This window comes from Streptomyces sp. NPDC003036 (assembly GCF_040611175.1).
In the GTDB taxonomy this organism is placed as follows: Bacteria; Actinomycetota; Actinomycetes; order Streptomycetales; family Streptomycetaceae; genus Streptomyces.
In genome coordinates this window covers 52,326-72,214 of the sequence record NZ_JBEXNO010000035.1, presented here as the reverse complement: position 1 = coordinate 72,214, position 19,889 = coordinate 52,326, and the positions used below count along the sequence as shown (strand labels likewise).

At 71.2% G+C, this 19,889-nt stretch carries 15 protein-coding genes; 9 read left to right on the top strand and 6 right to left on the bottom strand.

The features are described 5' to 3' along the window. Positions 1-58: 58 nt before the first annotated feature. The 3 genes from ABZX67_RS24330 to ABZX67_RS24320 all read left to right on the top strand — a co-directional run bounded on the left by ABZX67_RS24330 (position 59) and on the right by ABZX67_RS24320 (position 2,832). On the top strand, positions 59-814 hold the full coding sequence (locus tag ABZX67_RS24330; RefSeq protein WP_355363562.1) for a ComF family protein: 756 nt from the start codon (positions 59-61) through the stop codon (positions 812-814). A gap of 344 nt (positions 815-1,158) precedes the next feature. Then, entirely contained in the window at positions 1,159-1,848 is a 690-nt protein-coding gene (gene raiA / locus ABZX67_RS24325; protein ID WP_355363560.1) for a ribosome-associated translation inhibitor RaiA, read from the top strand. Between the two features lie 195 nt (positions 1,849-2,043). Beyond that, complete coding sequence (locus ABZX67_RS24320) at positions 2,044-2,832, top strand: response regulator transcription factor (RefSeq protein WP_355363558.1); 789 nt, start codon at positions 2,044-2,046, stop codon at positions 2,830-2,832. A gap of 12 nt (positions 2,833-2,844) precedes the next feature. Here ABZX67_RS24320 and ABZX67_RS24315 read toward each other — a convergent pair whose 3' ends face one another. Beyond that, a complete protein-coding gene (locus ABZX67_RS24315) occupies positions 2,845-4,017 on the bottom strand; it encodes a crosslink repair DNA glycosylase YcaQ family protein (RefSeq protein ID WP_355363556.1) in 1,173 nt (390 codons plus the stop codon). 312 nt (positions 4,018-4,329) lie between these two features. Here ABZX67_RS24315 and secA point away from each other — a divergent pair, with 312 nt between their 5' ends. After that, entirely contained in the window at positions 4,330-7,155 is a 2,826-nt protein-coding gene (gene secA / locus ABZX67_RS24310; protein ID WP_355363554.1) for a preprotein translocase subunit SecA, read from the top strand. Between the two features lie 71 nt (positions 7,156-7,226). Here the strand turns inward: secA and ABZX67_RS24305 are convergent, their stop codons facing one another. Beyond that, on the bottom strand, positions 7,227-7,691 hold the full coding sequence (locus tag ABZX67_RS24305; RefSeq protein ID WP_355363552.1) for an Rv3235 family protein: 465 nt from the start codon (positions 7,689-7,691) through the stop codon (positions 7,227-7,229). Positions 7,692-7,966: 275 nt separating this feature from the next. On the opposite strand from ABZX67_RS24305, the gene ABZX67_RS24300 reads away from it, so the two are divergent. The 3 genes from ABZX67_RS24300 (at position 7,967) to ABZX67_RS24290 (ending at position 14,654) form a co-directional block, all read left to right on the top strand. Continuing rightward, positions 7,967-8,473 carry a hypothetical protein gene (locus ABZX67_RS24300; protein WP_355363550.1) on the top strand — a complete coding sequence of 169 codons (507 nt, stop codon included), beginning with the start codon at positions 7,967-7,969 and terminating at the stop codon, positions 8,471-8,473. Positions 8,474-8,519: 46 nt separating this feature from the next. Beyond that, positions 8,520-9,191, top strand: coding sequence for an HAD hydrolase-like protein (locus ABZX67_RS24295; RefSeq protein ID WP_355363548.1), 672 nt, complete (start codon positions 8,520-8,522; stop codon positions 9,189-9,191). A gap of 489 nt (positions 9,192-9,680) precedes the next feature. Beyond that, on the top strand, positions 9,681-14,654 hold the full coding sequence (locus ABZX67_RS24290; protein WP_355363546.1) for an NAD-glutamate dehydrogenase: 4,974 nt from the start codon (positions 9,681-9,683) through the stop codon (positions 14,652-14,654). A gap of 65 nt (positions 14,655-14,719) precedes the next feature. Here the strand turns inward: ABZX67_RS24290 and ABZX67_RS24285 are convergent, their stop codons facing one another. The 3 genes from ABZX67_RS24285 to ABZX67_RS24275 form a co-directional block, all read right to left on the bottom strand. Further along, complete coding sequence (locus ABZX67_RS24285; RefSeq protein ID WP_355363544.1) at positions 14,720-16,012, bottom strand: glycosyltransferase 87 family protein; 1,293 nt, start codon at positions 16,010-16,012, stop codon at positions 14,720-14,722. Positions 16,013-16,092: 80 nt separating this feature from the next. Continuing rightward, positions 16,093-16,833 (bottom strand): ABC transporter ATP-binding protein, encoded by a 741-nt coding sequence (locus ABZX67_RS24280; protein ID WP_355363588.1) that lies wholly within the window; start codon positions 16,831-16,833, stop codon positions 16,093-16,095. 73 nt (positions 16,834-16,906) lie between these two features. After that, positions 16,907-17,806, bottom strand: coding sequence for an ABC transporter permease (locus ABZX67_RS24275; protein WP_355363542.1), 900 nt, complete (start codon positions 17,804-17,806; stop codon positions 16,907-16,909). 154 nt (positions 17,807-17,960) lie between these two features. Here ABZX67_RS24275 and ABZX67_RS24270 point away from each other — a divergent pair, with 154 nt between their 5' ends. Both ABZX67_RS24270 and rfbC read left to right on the top strand, forming a co-directional pair. Continuing rightward, a complete protein-coding gene (locus tag ABZX67_RS24270; RefSeq protein WP_355363540.1) occupies positions 17,961-18,581 on the top strand; it encodes a TetR/AcrR family transcriptional regulator in 621 nt (206 codons plus the stop codon). 102 nt (positions 18,582-18,683) lie between these two features. Next, positions 18,684-19,322: a dTDP-4-dehydrorhamnose 3,5-epimerase gene (gene rfbC, locus ABZX67_RS24265; protein WP_355363538.1), complete on the top strand. Its 639-nt coding sequence runs from the start codon at positions 18,684-18,686 to the stop codon at positions 19,320-19,322. Between the two features lie 57 nt (positions 19,323-19,379). Here the strand turns inward: rfbC and ABZX67_RS24260 are convergent, their stop codons facing one another. Then, entirely contained in the window at positions 19,380-19,790 is a 411-nt protein-coding gene (locus ABZX67_RS24260; RefSeq protein WP_355363536.1) for a RidA family protein, read from the bottom strand. Positions 19,791-19,889 lie beyond the last annotated feature (99 nt).

Below are 19,889 nucleotides of genomic sequence, written 5' to 3'. Positions count from 1 at the left end.
CGCTCGCGGTTGTCCACAGGGGTGGCGGCGGGGTCGTGCCGCTCGGCACAGTGGGGTCATGCGGGGATGGTGGCGGGAGATCGCCGGGCTCGTGCTGCCCGTCGCCTGCGGTGGCTGCGGCCGTGTCCGTACGCAGCTGTGCGAGGAGTGCGGGCGCGCCCTGTACGGGCGTCCGCCCGGCCGGGTGAGGCCCGTGCCGGAGCCCGCGGGCCTGCCCGTGGTGCATGCCGCCGCACCGTACGGCGATGCGGTACGGGCGGTGCTGCTGGGGCACAAGGAGCGCGGTGTGCTGGGACTGGCCCGGCCGCTCGGCCTCGCCCTGGCAGGGGCCGTCAGAGCGGCTGTGGCTGCGCCTTCGGTTGTGGCTGCGTCTACGGCGCCGTCGGCGGGGCTCGGGGCAGGGCCGCTGCTGCTGGTACCGGTGCCGTCGTCGCGGCGCGCGGTGCGGGCGCGCGGGCACGACGCGGCGCGGCGGATCGCGATGGCTGCGGCGGCCGAGTTGCGGCGTACGGGGACGGCGGCGCGGGTCCTGCCCGTGCTGCGGCAGCGGCGGTCGGTGTCGGACCAGTCGCGGCTGGACGCCCGGCAGCGGCTGGCGAACATGGCCGGAGCGCTGGAGGTGGTGGCGGGCGGCGGCCGGGCCCTGGCGGCCGGCAGAGCCGTACTCGTCGACGATCTCATGACCACCGGGGCCTCGCTCGTCGAGGCGGCCAGGGCCCTGCCCGGACACGTGGGAGCGGCGGTGGTCGCCGCGCCACCGTCGTCTTTCACGCCTCTGTCGTCCCTCGGTACGCGCGCGAAGTATTCGAAATAATCCGGAACTGAGCCGTGGCCTGCTTCGTTGCAGTCAGTGACGGAGGAAAAACACTCGATCGGACGTACGTGCTGGTATCGGGTGCCGACATCCGTCCGAGCGAGCTATGTTCGGTTGTGAGGAATGGCGAAGCCCGCGCTTCACCGAATGCACTGCCGCGCCTCCGGGTGTTTACCGGAATCCGGTCAGGACATGAAGTCGGGTGGGGTGGGGATCTTGTCCACTGGGGAGGAGGAGGTGAAAGTCGCCAAGTCCGAGGCTCCGGTGCTCACCGGGGTCTGGTGCAAAAGGGAGATGCTCGCCGGCTGGTGAGCCGGCGGAGCGATCCGGGAACGGAGTTCTGCGTGGACATCGTCGTCAAGGGCCGCAAGACCGAGGTGCCCGAGCGGTTCCGCAAGCACGTGGCCGAGAAGCTGAATCCGGAGAAGATCCAGAAGCTCGACAGCAAGGTGATCAGCCTCGACGTCGAGGTGTCCAAGGAGCACAACCCGCGGCAGGCCGACCGGTCCGACCGCGTGGAGATCACCCTCCACTCCCGCGGCCCGGTGATCCGGGCGGAAGCAGCGGCAGGCGACCCGTACGCAGCGCTTGATCTAGCGACGAGCAAGCTGGAGGCGCGGCTGCGCAAGCAGCACGACAAGCGCTTCACCCGGCGGGGCAACGCCCGGCTGTCGGCAGCCGAGGTCCCCGCGGCGATTCCGGGCGTGGCCAGGATGAACGGAAACGGCGCCACCGCCACCGAGGAGCGGCAGGACGACATCCCGACCACCAAGGTCGGCCCGCTCGAGGTGCGCGGCGAAGGACCGCTGGTGGTGCGCGAGAAGACGCACAAGGCCGCCCCGATGTCGCTCGACCAGGCGCTGTACGAAATGGAACTGGTCGGTCACGACTTCTATCTGTTCGTCGACTCCGAGAACAAACTGCCCGCCGTGGTCTACCGCCGCCACGCCTACGACTATGGCGTCATTCACCTGGAGACCGACCCCTTGGCCGGTTCCGAAGCGGGCGGCGCCGGTGGTGCGCTCGGCGGCTGACCGTAGCCGACCCCGTCCCGAGACGGTGCCCCTGGAGCGCCCCGTGCGCCCCCAGGGGCACCACCGTGCGACCGGAGGAGCACCGCTTCGCCGCCCGGGCATGAAATCATGGCGTCTCACGCCAACCGGTGCTTTGCGACCTGCGGTTGGCGCACGGAACAGGGACCTCAGGCCAGGCCTTCAGGGGGAGGAACGATGGCGGACAGCTTCGGCCCGGTGCACCACCCGGGCGGCTCCGACGCCCCGGTGGGCGGGGCGGACGCCGGTGACGGGCGGGACGGCGGCGCCGATGGCACGGAGGGCGGCGCGTCCCCGTACCGCAAGGAGCCCATCCGCGTCCTGGTGGTGGACGACCACGCGCTCTTCCGGCGCGGACTGGAGATCGTCCTCGCGCAGGAGGAGGACATCCAGGTGGTGGGTGAGGCGGGCGACGGCGCGGAGGCCGTCGACAAGGCCGCCGATCTGCTGCCCGACATCATCCTGATGGATGTGCGGATGCCCAAGCGGGGCGGTATCGAGGCCTGCACCTCCATCAAGGAGGTGGCCCCCAGCGCCAAGATCATCATGCTGACGATCAGCGACGAGGAGGCCGACCTCTACGACGCGATCAAGGCGGGCGCGACCGGCTACCTCCTCAAGGAGATCTCCACCGACGAGGTCGCCACCGCCATCCGCGCGGTCGCCGACGGGCAGTCGCAGATCAGCCCCTCCATGGCGTCCAAGCTGCTCACCGAGTTCAAGTCGATGATCCAGCGCACCGACGAGCGCAGGCTGGTGCCCGCGCCCCGGCTGACCGACCGGGAGCTGGAGGTCCTCAAGCTGGTCGCCACCGGGATGAACAACCGGGACATCGCCAAGGAGTTGTTCATCTCCGAGAACACCGTCAAGAACCATGTCCGCAACATCCTGGAGAAGCTCCAGCTGCACTCCAGGATGGAAGCGGTGGTGTACGCGATGCGGGAGAAGATCCTCGAGATCAGGTGATCTCGGGTGATCTCAGGTGAGCCGGGCCAGGGCGGCGGCCAGCTCGGCGGCGAGCTCCGGACGGTCGACGCGCTCGATCCGCACCGCGTCGCAGCCCACCCACTCGGCGGCCTCCCGCAGCGCCTCGGCCATCGGGGCCACGGCCTTGGGCGAGACCAGCGACACCTGCTTGGCCACCAGGGTCGACCCCTCGCGGGCCGGGTCCACCCGGCCCACCAGCTGCCCGCCCGCGAGCAGCGGCATCGCGAAGTAGCCGTGTATCCGCTTCGGCTTCGGGACGTACGCCTCCAGGCGGTGGGTGAAGCCGAAGATCCGCTCCGTGCGCGCCCGCTCCCAGATCAGTGAGTCGAACGGCGACAGCAGGGTCGTGCGGTGGCGGCCGCGCGGCGTGGTCGCCAGGGCCTCCGGGTCGGCCCAGGCGGGCTTGTCCCAGCCCTGCACCCGCACCGGCACCAGTCCCGAGTCGGAGACCACCGCGTCGAACTGCTCGCCCTTGAGCCGGTGGTAGTCGGCGATGTCCGCGCGCGTGCCCACGCCCAGCGCCTGCCCGGCCAGCCGCACCAGCCTGCGCAGACACTCCCTGTCGTCCAGCTCGTCGTGCAGCAGGTGGCCGGGGACGGCGCGCTCGGCCAGGTCGTACACCCGCTTCCAGCCGCGCCGCTCGGTACACACCACCTCTCCGTACATCAGGGCCCGCTCGACGGCGACCTTCGAGGCGGACCAGTCCCACCACTCGCCGCCGTTCTTCGCGCCGCCCAGCTCCGTGGCGGTCAGCGGCCCCTCGGCGCGCAACTGCTTGATCACCGTGTCGTACGCGCCGTCCGGCAGGTCGTGGTGCCACTGCGGGCGGGCGCGGTAGGCGCGGCGGCGGAAGGCGAAGTGCGGCCACTCCTCGATGGGCAGGATGCACGCCGCGTGCGACCAGTACTCGAAGGCGTGCGTCTCCGTCCAGTACGCCGCGTCGACGGTCTTGCGGCCGACGGCGCCGAGCCGTGCGTAGGGAACGAGCTCGTGGGACCGGGCCAGCACCGAGATCGTGTCCAGCTGGACGGCGCCGAGCCGGCGCAGGACACCGCGCACCCCGGCACGGCGGTCCGGCGCACCCAGGAAGCCCTGGGCGCGCAGCGCGATACGACGGGCCTCGTCGGCGGAGAGTTCGGCGGTCGGGCTCGGCATCGTGGTCATGCTCGGCACGATAGAGGGCGGCACTGACAGCCGGACCCGGCGGTCGGACCTGGACCGGTGGGCCCGGGAAGGGCGCCCGGGGGGCCCGGGTCCGAGCACTTTTCGGGTTCGGCGGCACCTTCGGCGCGTCCCGCGCGTTCTCCTTGCGGGCGGCATGTCGGCGCGGCGGTCGGCTCAGGTGGGCGCGGACCTCCCAGCGCGGCGGCGTCCTCGCTTACGATGGCCGTTGCGGTGGGGCCCACCTGCCGTGCCCGTGCCAGTGTCCATGACAAGACCTAGTGCCAGGCCCGACCGGCAAGGAGACCAACCTCAGTGTCCGTCTTCAACAAGCTCATGCGTGCAGGCGAAGGCAAGATCCTGCGCAAACTGCACCGCATCGCGGACCAGGTCAACTCCATCGAAGAGGACTTCGTCAACCTCTCCGACGCCGAGTTGAGGGCGCTCACCGAGGAGTACAAGCAGCGGTACGCCGACGGCGAGAGCCTCGACGACCTGCTCCCGGAGGCGTTCGCCACCGTGCGCGAGGCGGCCAAGCGCGTCCTCGGACAGCGCCACTACGACGTCCAGCTGATGGGCGGCGCCGCGCTGCACCTCGGTTACGTCGCCGAGATGAAGACCGGTGAGGGCAAGACCCTCGTCGGCACCCTCCCGGCGTACCTCAACGCGCTCTCCGACAAGGGCGTGCACCTCATCACGGTCAACGACTACCTGGCGCAGCGCGACTCGGAGATGATGGGCCGCGTCCACAAGTTCCTGGGTCTGACGGTCGGCTGCATCCTCGCCAACATGTCGCCCGCGCAGCGCCGCGAGCAGTACGGCTGCGACATCACGTACGGCACGAACAACGAGTTCGGCTTCGACTACCTCCGCGACAACATGGCGTGGTCCAAGGACGAGCTCGTCCAGCGCGGCCACAACTACGCCATCGTCGACGAGGTCGACTCCATCCTGGTCGACGAGGCCCGTACGCCGCTGATCATCTCCGGCCCGGCGGACCAGGCCACCAAGTGGTACGGCGACTTCGCCAAGCTGGTCACCCGCCTCAAGCGGGGCGAGCCCGGCAACCCCCTCAAGGGCATCGAGGAGACCGGCGACTACGAGGTCGACGAGAAGAAGCGCACCGTCGGCATCCACGAGTCCGGCGTCGCCAAGGTCGAGGACTGGCTGGGCATCGACAACCTCTACGAGTCGGTGAACACCCCGCTCGTCGGGTACCTGAACAACGCCATCAAGGCCAAGGAACTGTTCAAGAAGGACAAGGACTACGTCGTCATCGACGGCGAAGTCATGATCGTCGACGAGCACACCGGCCGTATCCTCGCCGGCCGCCGCTACAACGAGGGCATGCACCAGGCGATCGAGGCGAAGGAAGGGGTGGACATCAAGGACGAGAACCAGACGCTCGCCACGATCACCCTGCAGAACTTCTTCCGCCTCTACGACAAGCTCTCCGGCATGACCGGTACGGCCATGACCGAGGCCGCCGAGTTCCACCAGATCTACAAGCTGGGCGTCGTCCCGATCCCGACGAACAGGCCGATGGTCCGCAAGGACCAGTCGGACCTGATCTACCGCACCGAGGTCGCCAAGTTCGCCGCGGTCGTCGACGACATCGAGGAGAAGCACAAGAAGGGCCAGCCGATCCTCGTCGGTACGACGTCGGTCGAGAAGTCCGAGTACCTGTCGCAGCAGCTGGCCAAGCGGGGCATCCCGCACGAGGTGCTCAACGCCAAGCAGCACGACCGGGAGGCGACGATCGTCGCCCAGGCCGGGCGCAAGGGCGCCGTCACCGTCGCCACCAACATGGCCGGCCGCGGTACGGACATCAAGCTCGGCGGCAACCCCGATGACCTCGCCGAGGCGGAGCTGCGCCAGCGCGGCCTCGACCCGGTCGAGCACGCGGAGGAGTGGGCCGCCGCGCTGCCGGCCGCCCTGGAGAAGGCCGAGCTCGCGGTCAAGGCCGAGAACGAAGAGGTCAAGAAGCTCGGCGGGCTCTACGTGCTGGGCACCGAGCGGCACGAGTCGCGGCGTATCGACAACCAGCTGCGCGGCCGTTCCGGCCGTCAGGGCGACCCCGGCGAGTCCCGGTTCTACCTGTCGCTGGGCGACGACCTGATGCGGCTGTTCAAGGCGCAGATGGTCGAGCGCGTGATGGCCATGGCCAACGTCCCCGACGACGTGCCGATCGAGAACAAGATGGTCACGCGCGCGATCGCGTCCGCGCAGTCGCAGGTCGAGCAGCAGAACTTCGAGACGCGTAAGAACGTCCTGAAGTACGACGAGGTGCTCAACCGCCAGCGCGAGGTCATCTACGGCGAGCGCCGCCGCGTCCTGGAGGGCGAGGACCTGCACGAGCAGATCCGGCACTTCATGGACGACACGATCGACGCGTACATCCAGGCGGAGACCGTCGAGGGCTTCGCTGAGGAGTGGGACCTGGACCGGCTGTGGGGCGCGTTCAAGCAGCTCTACCCGTGCAAGGTCACCATCGAGGAGCTGGAGGACGCGGCCGGCGACCGTGCCGGGATCACCGCCGAGTTCATCGCCGAGATGGTCAAGGAAGACATCCACCGGCAGTACGACGAGCGCGAGAAGCAGCTCGGCTCGGAGATCATGCGCGAGCTGGAGCGGCGCGTGGTCCTGTCCGTGCTGGACCGCAAGTGGCGCGAGCACCTCTACGAGATGGACTACCTCCAGGAGGGCATCGGCCTGCGCGCGATGGCGCAGAAGGACCCGCTGGTCGAGTACCAGCGCGAGGGCTTCGACATGTTCACCGCCATGATGGAGGGCATCAAGGAGGAGTCCGTCGGCTACCTGTTCAACCTGGAGGTCCAGGTCGAGCAGCAGGTCGAGGAGGTCCCGGTGCAGGACGCGGCCGCCGAGAAGACCTCGCTCGCCAAGGAGGACGCGGTGCCGGCGCAGGCGGGTGCCGCGCGTCCGGAGATCCGCGCCAAGGGCCTGGAGGCGCCGAGGCGGCCGGACCGGCTGCACTTCACGGCGCCGAAGGTCGACGGCGAGGGCGACATCATCGAGGGCGACTTCGAGACCGCCGACGGTGGCGCTCGGGGCGACGGTGACGGCATGACCCGTGCGGAGCGGCGCAAGGCCCAGAAGGGCGGGCGTCGCCGCAAGAAGTAACGCGGTCGCTCCAAGGCGTTGACAGCGGGGCCGGGTACGCGCGCGTGGCGCGTGTCCCGGCCCTGCCGCGTCTACGGGTGGTTTCCGCCGAGCTCCACGGCCGCGCAGCGCCACCTGCGGTCTTCGCCCTGCTCCAGGCGGAACGCCATCGCCCGGAACCGGTCGCCGGTCGCGATCGTCGCGAACGCCTCCACCACGCCAGGCCGCAGCGGGAACACGCCACAGCGGCGGATCACGGGGCGGGCGGCGTGCGCGCCGCGGGCGCGCAGGGGCGCGTGGGGCGCGAGGCGGATCAGCTGGTCGTACGCCTCCCCGACGGTCTGCCCGAGCATCCAGTGCACCGGGCGCTCGCCGCTGAGGACGGCGAGCAGGCGCTCGGCGAACACGGCGTGGGGCGGCTGCGGCCGCTGGGGCCGGGCCTGCCGGACCGTGCCGGCCCCTCCAGGGGCCCGCTGGTCGCGGCGGCCGGCCGGGCGGGGCGTCTGCGGGCGCGTCGTCGTGCGGCTCGTCTGCGTGCGCGTGGCGGCGGTGGTCATGGCGGCCCCGTTCCGTCGGACCCGGCTTCTACCGGGCGGTAACTTCGGTTGGGGATCTTGTTACGGGGGCGGGACGGGCGGCCGCAATCGCCGCCGACGGCCCAGGCGGCCGGGGAGAGGTTCACCTATCCGGGTGGTGGGAGCCTTGTGCGACCTGGATCGGGCGGCGGTCCGGGGTGCCGCTTGTGGACGTGCGGGGCGGGTGGCCTCAGGGCCCGAAAAGGGGACCGCGCACGTATCCTGAGGGCGTCTCCCGACTACGAAAGCGGCCTGCCATGCGCGTGTACGTCCCCCTGACGCTCCCCGGCCTCGCAGAGGCGCACAAGGCGGGCGAGCTCGGGCCCGGTCCGCTCACCGCCTACGCCGTGACGCCCGGACTGCGCGAGTGGTACGTCTCCGACGACATCGAGGAGCTCGAGTACGCCGCGCTCAGCCGCGCCGCCGCGGCGTCGCTGCGGCTCATCGCCGGTGACCCCCTGGCCGCACGGCGGCGGGTGGTCGTCGCCCTCGACGTACCAGACCGGGCCGTGAGTGCCGACCCCGACGCGAGCCTCGACCCCGCCTCGGTCGGCGAGGTACGCGTCGCCGGGCCGGTGCCGCTGGCCAAGGCGGCCGCGGTGCACGCGGACGCGGACGACGCGACGGCGGACGTCTCCGCGGCGGCGGACGCGCTGGGCGCGGCGGACCAGGGGGACGAGGACGCGCAGTTCACGGTGGACGGTGCCGAGGACCACGAGCTGCTGTGGTTCGGGGTGCAGGAGATCCCCGCGCTGCTGGGCTGAGGGCCGCTCGGGGTCGATTGTCGGTGGGGGCCGGTACCGTTTTGGCATGGGGAAGCGCGGCACCCACCTGGTGTGGGACTGGAACGGCACACTGCTCGATGACATCGACGCGGTCATCGGGGCGACGAACGCGGCGTTCGAGGAGATAGGCCTGGAGCCGATCACCCTCGAGCGTTACCGCGAGCTGTACTGCGTGCCGGTGCCGGTGTTCTACGAGCGGCTGATGGGCCGGATGCCCACGGAGGCGGAGTGGGCCGTCATGGACGGCGCGTTCCACCGGCACTACTGGGTGCGGGCGGAGGCGTGCGGGCTGACGGCCGGAGCGGCGGAGCTGCTGGCGGCGCGGCAGGAGGCCGGGTACACGCAGTCGCTGCTGTCGCTGGCGCCCCACGACCAGCTGGTGCCGTTCGTGCGGCGGCACGGCATCGAATCGCGGTTCGTCCGCGTGGACGGGCGCATGGACACGTCCACGGCCGGCAAGGCCGCGCACATGGTGCGGCATCTGCTGGCGCTGGACGGGACCGTGGCGTCGTCGCCGGAGCGCGTGTGCGTCATCGGCGACGCGGCGGACGACGCGCTGGCGGCGGCGCATGTGGGCGCGAAGGCGGTGCTGTACACCGGGGGCTCGCACAGCCGGGCGAGCCTGGAGGCGGTGGGGGTGCCGGTGGTGGACTCGCTGGAGGAAGCGGTGGCGGTGGCGGAGGAGCTGGTGGCGTAGGGCCGCTCGGTCGCCCCTGCCGGGCGGGACGTGGCCGGTGCGTGGCCCCTTGCGGGTCCGTTGCCGGGTGCGGGGCCTCTGGTGGGGCGTTCCCGCCATCGGCGGGTGCGGGCTCGGGCCTGAGCGGGCGGGAGGCCGGTTGGCCGGAGCGGGCGTCTGTCGCTGTCCAGAGTGTCAAACTTCCCCACTGGGATTTGTACACATACGGCTCATGACGGCGCCGGGGGGAAGAGCGATAGCCTGGACCCGTGATCAGCGCTATACGCCGAGGGGGCAGCGAAGCCCCCGGCCTGCGCCCGGGATGCCATCGTGCCCGGGCGAGCGCTGATTTTTCGTTTGCGGGGCGCTCGGCAAAATTGGCCGATAACGGCCCGGACATCTCTCATCGCGGCATAACGTCGCCTCAGACCGGAAACCCCGCGTCGTGGCGTTGTGTCACTTTTTCTTTCACCTACGTCACGCAACGGCGCGCGACAGGAGCCAGAGGACATGCAGACCAAGCTGGACGAAGCCAAGGCCGAGCTGCTCGAACGGGCTGCCCGGGTAGCTGAGAACAGCCCGGTCGGGGGGCGACTCGCGATCGGGACCGAGGACGGGGAGCGACCGGACCGGGACACCGTTCTCGACTACCTCCAGCGCTACTACCTGCACACCGCTCCGGAGGACCTCGCGGACCGCGACCCCGTCGACGTCTTCGGCGCCGCGCTGTCCCACTACCGGCTGGCCGAGAATCGCCCCCAGGGCACCGCGAACGTCCGCGTGCACACGCCCACCGTGGAAGAGAACGGGTGGACGTGCAGCCACTCCGTCGTCGAGGTCGTGACGGACGACATGCCGTTCCTCGTCGACTCGGTGACCAACGAGCTGTCCCGCCAGGGGCGCGGCATCCACGTCGTCATCCACCCGCAGGTCGTCGTCCGCCGTGACGTGACCGGCCAGCTGATCGAGATCCTCCCCGCCGAGACAAAGGTCCACGGCGGCCTGCCGCACGACGCCCTCACCGAGTCGTGGATCCACGTCGAGATCGACCGCGAGACCGACCGCGGCGACCTCAAGCAGATCACCTCCGACCTGCTGCGCGTCCTGTCCGACGTCCGCGAGGCCGTCGAGGACTGGGAGAAGATGCGCGACGCCGCGCTGCGCATCGCCGAGGACCTGCCGCGGGAGCCGATCGCCGAGGACCTGCGCTCCACGGAGGTCGACGAGGCCCGCGAGCTGCTGCGCTGGCTGGCCGACGACCACTTCACCTTCCTCGGCTACCGCGAGTACCAGCTCACCGAGGACGACGCCCTCGCCGCCGTCCCCGGCACCGGTCTCGGCATACTGCGTTCGGACCCGCACCACAGCGGCGACGAGGCCCACCCCGTCTCGCCGTCCTTCAACCGCCTGCCGCGCGACGCCCGCGCCAAGGCCCGCGAGCACAAGCTGCTGATCCTGACGAAGGCGAACAGCCGCGCCACCGTGCACCGGCCCTCGTACCTGGACTACGTCGGCGTCAAGAAGTTCGACGCCAATGGCAACGTGATCGGTGAGCGGCGCTTCCTGGGGCTGTTCTCGTCCGCCGCGTACACCGAGTCCGTGCGCCGTGTGCCGGTCATCCGCCGCAAGGTCGCCGAGGTCCTGGAGACGGCGGGCTTCTCACCGAGCAGCCACGACGGCCGCGACCTGCTCCAGATCCTGGAGACGTACCCGCGCGACGAGCTCTTCCAGACGCCCGTCGACCAGCTCGAGGCGATCGCCACGAGCGTGCTGTACCTCCAGGAGCGGCGCCGGCTGCGGCTCTACCTGCGCCAGGACGAGTACGGGCGCTACTACTCCGCGCTCGTCTACCTCCCGCGCGACCGCTTCAACACCACCGTCCGCGAGCGCCTGACCGACATCCTCAAGGAGGAGCTCGGCGGCACCAGCGCCGACTTCACCCTGATGAGCACCGAGTCGGTGCTGACCCGGCTGCACTTCGTCATCCGCGTCCCGCAGGGCAGCGAGCTGACCCCGCTCACCGACGCCGACGTCGAGCGCATCGAGGGCCGGCTCGTCGAGGCCGCCCGCTCCTGGGACGACGGCTTCGCCGAGGCGCTCAACGCCGAGACCGGCGAGGAGCGCGCCGCAGAGCTGCTGCGCCGGTACGCGGGCGCCTTCCCCGAGGGCTACAAGGCCGACCACACGCCGCGCGCCGCCGTCGCGGACCTGGTCCACCTGGAGCAGCTGATCAAGGGCGAGAAGGAGTTCGCGCTCTCCCTCTACGAGCCGGTCGGCGCGGGCCCCGGCGAGCGCCGCTTCAAGATCTACAAGACCGGTGCCCAGGTCTCCCTCTCCGCCGTCCTGCCGGTCCTCAACCGCCTCGGCGTCGAGGTCGTCGACGAGCGCCCGTACGAGCTGCGCTGCGCGGACCGGACGAGCGCGTGGGTCTACGACTTCGGCCTGCGCATGCCGCACACGGCCGGCGGCGCCGCCGGTGCCAACGGCGCCGACTACCTCGCCGACGACGCGCGCGAGCGCTTCCAGGAGGCGTTCGCCGCCACCTGGACCGGCCGCGCCGAGAACGACGGCTTCAACGCCCTCGTGCTGAGCGCCGGGCTGAACTGGCGCGAGGCGATGGTGCTGCGCGCGTACGCGAAGTACCTGCGCCAGGCCGGTTCGACCTTCAGCCAGGACTACATGGAGGACACCCTCCGCAACAACGTCCACACCACCCGGCTGCTGGTCTCCCTCTTCGAGGCGCGCATGGCGCCCGAGCGGCAGCGTGCCGGCACCGAGCTGATCGACGGCCTGATGGAGGAGCTGGACGGCGCGCTCGACCAGGTCGCGAGCCTGGACGAGGACCGCATCCTGCGCTCCTTCCTCACGGTCATCAAGGCGACGCTGCGCACGAACTTCTTCCAGAAGACGGAGAGCGGCGAGCCGCACGCGTACGTGTCGATGAAGTTCGACCCGCAGGCGATCCCGGACCTGCCCGCGCCGCGCCCGGCGTTCGAGATCTGGGTGTACTCGCCGCGCGTCGAGGGCGTCCACCTGCGCTTCGGCAAGGTCGCCCGCGGCGGCCTGCGCTGGTCCGACCGGCGCGAGGACTTCCGTACCGAGATCCTCGGCCTGGTCAAGGCGCAGATGGTGAAGAACACCGTCATCGTGCCCGTCGGCGCCAAGGGCGGCTTCGTCGCCAAGCAGCTGCCGGACCCGGCCGTCGACCGTGACGCCTGGCTGGCGGAGGGCATCGCCTGCTACCGCACCTTCATCTCGGCGCTGCTCGACATCACCGACAACCTGGTGGCCGGCGAGGTCGTGCCGCCGGCCGACGTCGTCCGGCACGACGAGGACGACACGTACCTCGTCGTCGCCGCCGACAAGGGCACCGCGACCTTCTCCGACATCGCCAACGAGGTCGCCGTCGCGTACGGCTTCTGGCTGGGTGACGCCTTCGCCTCCGGCGGCTCCGCCGGTTACGACCACAAGGGCATGGGCATCACGGCCCGCGGCGCCTGGGAGTCCGTCAAGCGGCACTTCCGCGAGCTGGGCCACGACACCCAGACGCAGGACTTCACGGTCGTCGGCGTCGGCGACATGTCCGGTGACGTGTTCGGCAACGGCATGCTGCTCTCCGAGCACATCCGGCTCGTGGCCGCCTTCGACCACCGCCACATCTTCATCGACCCGAACCCGGACGCGGCCGTCTCGTACGCCGAGCGCCGCCGCCTGTTCGAGCTGCCGCGCAGCTCCTGGGCCGACTACGACAAGGAGCTGCTGTCCCCGGGCGGCGGCATCCACCCCCGTACGGCCAAGTCGATCCCGGTCAACGCGCACATGCGGGCCGCCCTCGGCATCGAGGCGGGCGTCACCAAGCTGACCCCGGCCGAGCTGATGAAGGCGATCCTCCAGGCGCCGGTCGACCTGCTGTGGAACGGCGGCATCGGTACGTACGCCAAGGCCTCCACCGAGTCGCACGCCGACGTCGGCGACAAGGCCAACGACGCCATCCGCGTCAACGGCGAGGACCTGCGCGTCAAGGTCGTCGGCGAGGGCGGCAACCTCGGCCTGACCCAGCTCGGCCGCATCGAGTTCGCCCGCAAGGGCGGCCCCGAGGGCACCGGCGGCAAGATCAACACCGACGCCATCGACAACAGCGCCGGCGTGGACACCTCCGACCACGAGGTGAACATCAAGATCCTGCTCAACGCCCTGGTGACCGACGGCGACATGACCGTCAAGCAGCGCAACAAGATCCTCGCCGAGATGACGGACGAGGTCGGCGCGCTCGTGCTGCGCAACAACTACGCGCAGAACGTCGCCCTGGCCAACGCCGTCGAGCAGTCCCCGTCGCTCCTCCACGCCCACCAGCGCTTCATGCGCCGCCTCAGCCGCGAGGGCCACCTGGACCGGTCGCTGGAGTTCCTGCCGACCGACCGTCAGATCCGCGAGCTGCTGGGCAACCGGCAGGGCCTGAGCCAGCCCGAGCTGGCCGTGCTGCTCGCCTACACCAAGATCACGGTCGCGGAGGAGCTGATCCACACGGATCTGCCCGACGACCCGTACCTGCGCGAGCTGCTGCACGCGTACTTCCCGTCCAAGCTGCGCGAGGAGTTCCCGGCGCAGATCGACGCCCACGCGCTGCGCCGCGAGATCATCACCACGGTGCTGGTCAACGACACCGTCAACACCGGTGGCTCGACCTTCCTGCACCGCCTGCGCGAGGAGACCGGCGCCTCGACCGAGGAGATCGTGCGCGCGCAGCTCGCCGCCCGCGCGATCTTCGGCCTGAGCGAGGTGTGGGACGCCGTCGAGGCCCTCGACAACAGGGTCCCGGCCGACGTCCAGACCCGCATCCGGCTCCACTCGCGCCGCCTGGTCGAGCGCGGCACGCGCTGGCTGCTGAACAACCGGCCGCAGCCGCTCAAGCTCGCCGAGACCATCGAGTTCTTCGCCGAGCGCGTCGAGCTGGTCTGGGCGCAGCTGCCGAAGATGCTGCGCGGCGCGGACCTGGAGTGGTACGAGTCGCTGGTCGAGGAGCTCACCGCGGCGGGCGTCCCGGACGAGCTGGCGCTGCGGGTGGCCGGCTTCTCCTCCGCCTTCCCGACGCTCGACATCGTCGCGATCGCGGACCGGACGGGCAAGGACCCGATGGCGGTCGCCGAGGTCTACTACGACCTGGCCGACCGGCTGGCCATCACCCAGCTGATGGACCGGATCATCGAGCTGCCGCGCGCCGACCGCTGGCAGTCCATGGCCCGCGCCTCCATCCGCGAGGACCTGTACGCCGCGCACGCCGCGCTCACGGCCGACGTGCTCTCGGCGGGGAACGGCACCTCGACGCCGGAGGAGCGGTTCCAGGCCTGGGAGCAGAAGAACGCCGCGATCCTGGGCCGGGCGCGCTCGACGCTCGACGAGATCCACAACTCGGACGACTTCGACCTGGCCAACCTGTCGGTGGCGATGCGGACGATGCGGACGCTGCTGCGTACGCACAGCTGAGCCGTCCGACGTGCGGTGAAGGCGCCTCCCGCGATGCGGGGGGCGCCTTCGTCATGGACGCCGCCTCATACGGTCGCGCGCCACAGCCGCCGGCAGGACAGCACGGTCGCCGCGATCAGCAGCGCGTTCCGTACGGCCACGACGGCGACGCCCGCCGGCGCGACGTTGATGACGTCGTCGTACAGCAGCGGGTACGCGAGCGAGCTGAGCGCCGCCGCGGGCAGCAGCAGGAGCGCGACGGGCCGCTGGGTGGTGTGCCGGGAGGTGAGGCAGACCGCCGCCAGGCCCAGCAGCCACACCATGTACTGGGGGCTGATCACCCGGCTGGTGACGGTGAAGAGGAGTACGGCGGCGAGGGCCGCGTCCAGCGGGGTGGCGGCGTTCCAGCGGCGCGACCGCAGCCGCCACACCAGCAGCCAGCACAGCGCGGCGGCGGTGAGCGCCAGCGCGAGGCGGGCGACGCTCGACACGTAGGGGCCGGTCAGCTCGAAGGCGCCGTAGCGGTACTCGACGGCCCCCGGCCAGCCGGCGAGCAGCCGGGCCAGCGACAGCGCGCTGCCGCCGAGCGACTCGATCTGCACGCCCCGGCTGCCCTGCTGGCGCAGGAAGTCCAGCGGGTGCGCGAAGGCGAGCACCACGACGCCGAGAAGCGCGCCCGCCGCGACGACCGCGGAGGCCCAGGCCCGAAGGGTCGGCCGTCCCCGGGGCGCGCCCAGCAGGACCAGCAGCGGCCACACCTTGACCATGGCGCCGAGCCCCGCCAGCGCCCCGCCGAGCCGGGCCCGGGGCCGCCGGGCGCCCAGCGCCAGCAGCGCGAGCACCGCGAGGGCCGTGACCTGCACGTCGTACCGGGCGAGCGGGAGGTGCAGCAGGAGCGGCAGCCCGCCGATCCAGAACCACGCGCCGGAGCTGCTGCCGGCGCGCGCCGCGCGGGCGAGCGCGACCGCCACCACCGCGTCGGCGAGGAGCGTCAGCGCCACGAACGCCTGGTAGTACGTCAGCCACGGCACGGCCCCCGGGGCGAGGAGCACCAGCCCGGCGCCCGGCGGGTACTGCCAGGTGACGTCGCCCGCCGGGAAGGCCCCGAGGGCGAGCAGCTCGTACCAGTGCCGGTAGAGCACGTACACCTCACGCCCGACGCCGCCGATGCCGAGGGTGTCGTCCCGCAGGAGCAGGAGCATGCCGGCGCGGGTGAAGGCCCAGGCGGCGGTGAGGGCGAGTACGGCGGAGAGCGGCAGGCGGGCGCGGCCGCCGCCGCCGAGCCGGTACCGGGAGGAACCGGAGTGCCGGGAGGAACCGGAGTACCGGGAGGAACCGGAGTACCGGGAGGCGCGGGGGTGGCGGGAGGTCGTCGTCATCTCAGCGCACTTTATGTTCCCTATGCGCTGATACTGACTATTTGCGGCCCGCCACCCGACCGTTTCTTGCCCGTTTCCTACTACTTCTTGTTCGTGTGCGCCTCGTACGCGTCGACGACCTCGTTCGCCGGCCCGTCCATCAGGATCGTCCCCGCCTCCAGCCAGATCGCCCGGTCGCAGGTCTCCCGGATCGTGCCGTTGCTGTGGCTGACCAGGAACACCGTGCCCGCCTCGGCGCGCAGCTCGTTGATCCGCTCCTGGCTGCGCCTGCGGAACTTCGCGTCGCCGGTCGCCAGCGCCTCGTCGATGAGCAACACCTCATGGCTCTTGGCGGCGGCGATGGCGAACCGCAGGCGGGCGCCCATGCCGGAGGAGTACGTCCGCATCGGGAGCGAGATGAAGTCGCCCTTCTCGTTGATCCCGGAGAAGTCGACGATCTCCTGGTAGCGGGCGTGGATCTCCTCGCGCGTCATGCCCATCGCCAGACCGCCGAGGATGACGTTGCGCTCGCCGGTCAGGTCGCCCATCAGCGCCGCGTTCACGCCGAGCAGGGAGGGCTGGCCCTGGGTGTAGATGCGCCCCTGGCTGGTGGGCAGCAGCCCCGCGATGGCCTTGAGCAGGGTGGACTTGCCCGAGCCGTTGGTGCCGATGAGCCCGATGGCCTCGCCCTTGTACGCGACGAAGCTCACGCCCTTGACGGCGTGGACCTTGCGGGTGGCGGCCCGCGCCTTGCGGCGGTTCAGGATGCGGGCGAGGGGCGGGCCCTGCGGCTTGCCGCCCGCGCCCTGGACGGTGTACGTCACGTGGGCGCCGTCCACGATGACGGTCGGGACGCGCTCGACCGCGGGGGCCGGGGCGGGGGCGGGGGTGGATTCGGTGGATGCGGTGAGAGTGTCAGCCACGGCCGTAGGTCTCCTCTGCCTTCCAGAAGTAGATGAAGCCGCCCACGAAGGCGAGCAGTGCCCAGCCGGACGCCGCGGCCCACACGTGGGGCGGCAGCCGGTCGGCGGTGAAGCTGTCGATGAACGCGAAGCGCACGAGGTCGATGTAGAGGGCCGCCGGGTTGTACTCCAGGGCCAGGCCGACGACGTGCGGGACGCGGTTGTCCGCCAGCACCTTGTCGATGCTCCACATCACGCCGGACACGTACATCCAGGTGCGCAGCACGAAGGGCATCACCTGGGCGATGTCCGGCGTACGGGCCGCCAGGCGGGCCATCACCAGCGAGACGCCCGCGTTGAAGAGGGACTGGAGGAACAGGGCGGGCGCGGCCAGCAACCAGGACCAGCCGGGCCGGACGCCGAAGCAGAACAGGATGACGATGAGCGCGCCCAGCGAGAAGGCGAGCTGCTGGAGCTGCTGCAGCGCCAGCGAGACGGGCAGGCTGGCGCGCGGGAAGTGCAGCGCGCGGACCAGGCCGATGTTGCCGCTGATGGCGCGGGTGCCGACGGCGATGGAGGAGGACGTGAAGGTCCAGATGAAGACGCCGGTGACGAGGAAGGGGACGAAGTCCTCGACGTGGCTCCGGGTGTTCATCAGCACGCCGAAGATGAAGAAGTAGACGGCGGCGTTGAGCAGCGGGTTCATCAGCTGCCAGACCTGCCCGAGCTTCGCCTGGCTGTACTGGGCGGTGAGGCGGGCCGTGGCGAAGGCGGTGATGAAGTGGCGCCGCGCCCAGAGCCGCCGGGCGTACTCGGTCAGGGGCGGGCGGGCGCCGCTGACCGTCAGCCCGTGGCGCTGGGCGAGCTGCCGGAGGTCTTCCTCGGCCGCGTACGCACGCGTACTCGTACTCACGCTCACACTCGTACTCACCGCAGCCCTTCAGCCCTTCGCGTCATGCTCCATGGTCGGAACGGGACCGTATCGTCGTTACGGCGAGAGTAGGACGATCTGACGTCGGAACGCAACCGTCCCGTCGTGACGCGGGCGTCGCGCTATGATCCGGGGCATGACTGCACCGCCGACCCCGCCCCCCGGGAGCACGCGCCGCCGCGCCCCCGCCGGAGCCGCCGTGCTGCGGGAGGACGTGACCGATGCGATCAGGGCCGCCGTCTTCGAGGAGCTCGCGGCCGTCGGATTCGCCCGCATGTCCATCGAGGGCATCGCGCGCCGCGCGGGCGTCGGCAAGACGGCGGTTTACCGGCGCTGGAAGTCCAAGCTGTCGCTCGTCCTGGACCTGCTGACCGCCTTCGCCACCCAGGGCCTCCCGGCCCCGGCCACCGGCTCGCTGTACGGCGACGTCCGCGCGCTCCTGGAGGTCGCCGCCCACGCCCTGCGCCACCCCGTCGCCTCCCAGGTCATCCCGGACCTCCTGGTGGAGGCGGCCCGCCACCCCGAGATCGCCGACGCCGTCAGGGCCCAGCTGCTCGACAGCCAGCAGGGCGTGGCGGCCGTCGTCGTACGCGAGGCCGTCGAGCGCGGCGAACTCCCCGAGGGCGCGGACCCGGAGCGGGCGCTGGACCTCATCATCGGCCCGCTGTACTGGCGGCTCGTCGTCGTCCGCTCGCCCCTGCCGAAGGGGTACCTCGACGACCTGGCGCGCTCGGCGGTGGCGGCGCTGCGCGTCTGAGCCGCTTCACCTGGTTGGGCGCGGGCTCGGTGACCCCGCGGGCGCCCGGGGGTTGAGCCTGCCGTTCGTGTTCCGTGCAACGGTGAGGACGGTGGGCCGACAGTGCGTGCGCTGGGTATCGACGGTGCGTGGGTCATGGAACCGCGCGTGTTCCACGACAGCAGGGGCAGCTTCCACGAGTGGTTCCGGGCCCCGGACCTGGCCGAGGCCGCCGGGTACGGGCTGGGCCTCGCCCAGGCCAACTGCTCGGTGTCCAGCCGCGGCACCCTGCGCGGCATCCACTTCGCGGACGTACCGCCCGGCCAGGCGAAGTACGTGACGTGCGTGCGCGGCGCGGTCCTCGACGTCATCGTGGACCTGCGCACCGGCTCGCCCACCTACCGCGCCTGGGAGGCGGTCCGGCTCGACGACCGGGACCACCGCGCCGTCCACCTCGCCGAGGGACTCGGCCACGGCTTCATGGCCCTCACCGACGACGCCACGGTCGTCTACCTCTGTTCGCGTGGGTACGCCCCCGCCCGCGAGCACGGCGTCCACCCGCTCGACCCGGACCTCGCCATCCCCTGGCCGGCCGACCTCACCCCCGTCCTGTCCGACAAGGACGCCGCCGCGCCCACCCTCGCCGAAGCCGAGCGGGGCGGCCTGCTGCCGTCGTACGAGGCGTGTACGGAGTGGTACGCGACGCTGCGGGCGGCGACGCGGGCCGCTGACGGGACGCCGCGCATCCCGGCCGGGCGGTGACGCCCCATGTCGTTGGCGCTCGGCGCGAGGGCGCGGGAGCCTAGGGGGCCTGGCACCTCACCGGACGAGTCCGATGGCCTCGATCTCGATCATCCACTCGGGCGCGGCGAGCGAGGAGACCTCCACGAACGACTCCGCCAGGTGCGGCTTGTCCGGGAAGTGCTCCGCGCGCAGCTTTGCGTAGACGTCCTGCTGCGTGATGTCGGTGACGAACACGGTCGCCTTGACCACATCGGCGAGGCTGGAGCCCGCATTCGTCAGCACCGTCGACAGATTCGCGAGCGCCTGACGGGCCTGCGCCTCGAAGTCCCCGGCGCCGACCGTGGCCCCCTGGGCGTTGATGGGAGCCTGTCCCGAGGTGAAGACGAGGTTTCCGACCCGGACCCCGAGTGAGATACCGGCCGACTCGTACCAGTCGGGTTCCGCGGAGACGCGCACACGTTCGGCGGCGGGCTGTGTGACGGACATACTGCTGACACTCCCTCAAGGTCGGTACGGAGAAGGACGAGTGGCCACGAGTGGCCACTCGACCTGATCTCTGAGGACAGCCGCGAGACGCCGAGATCC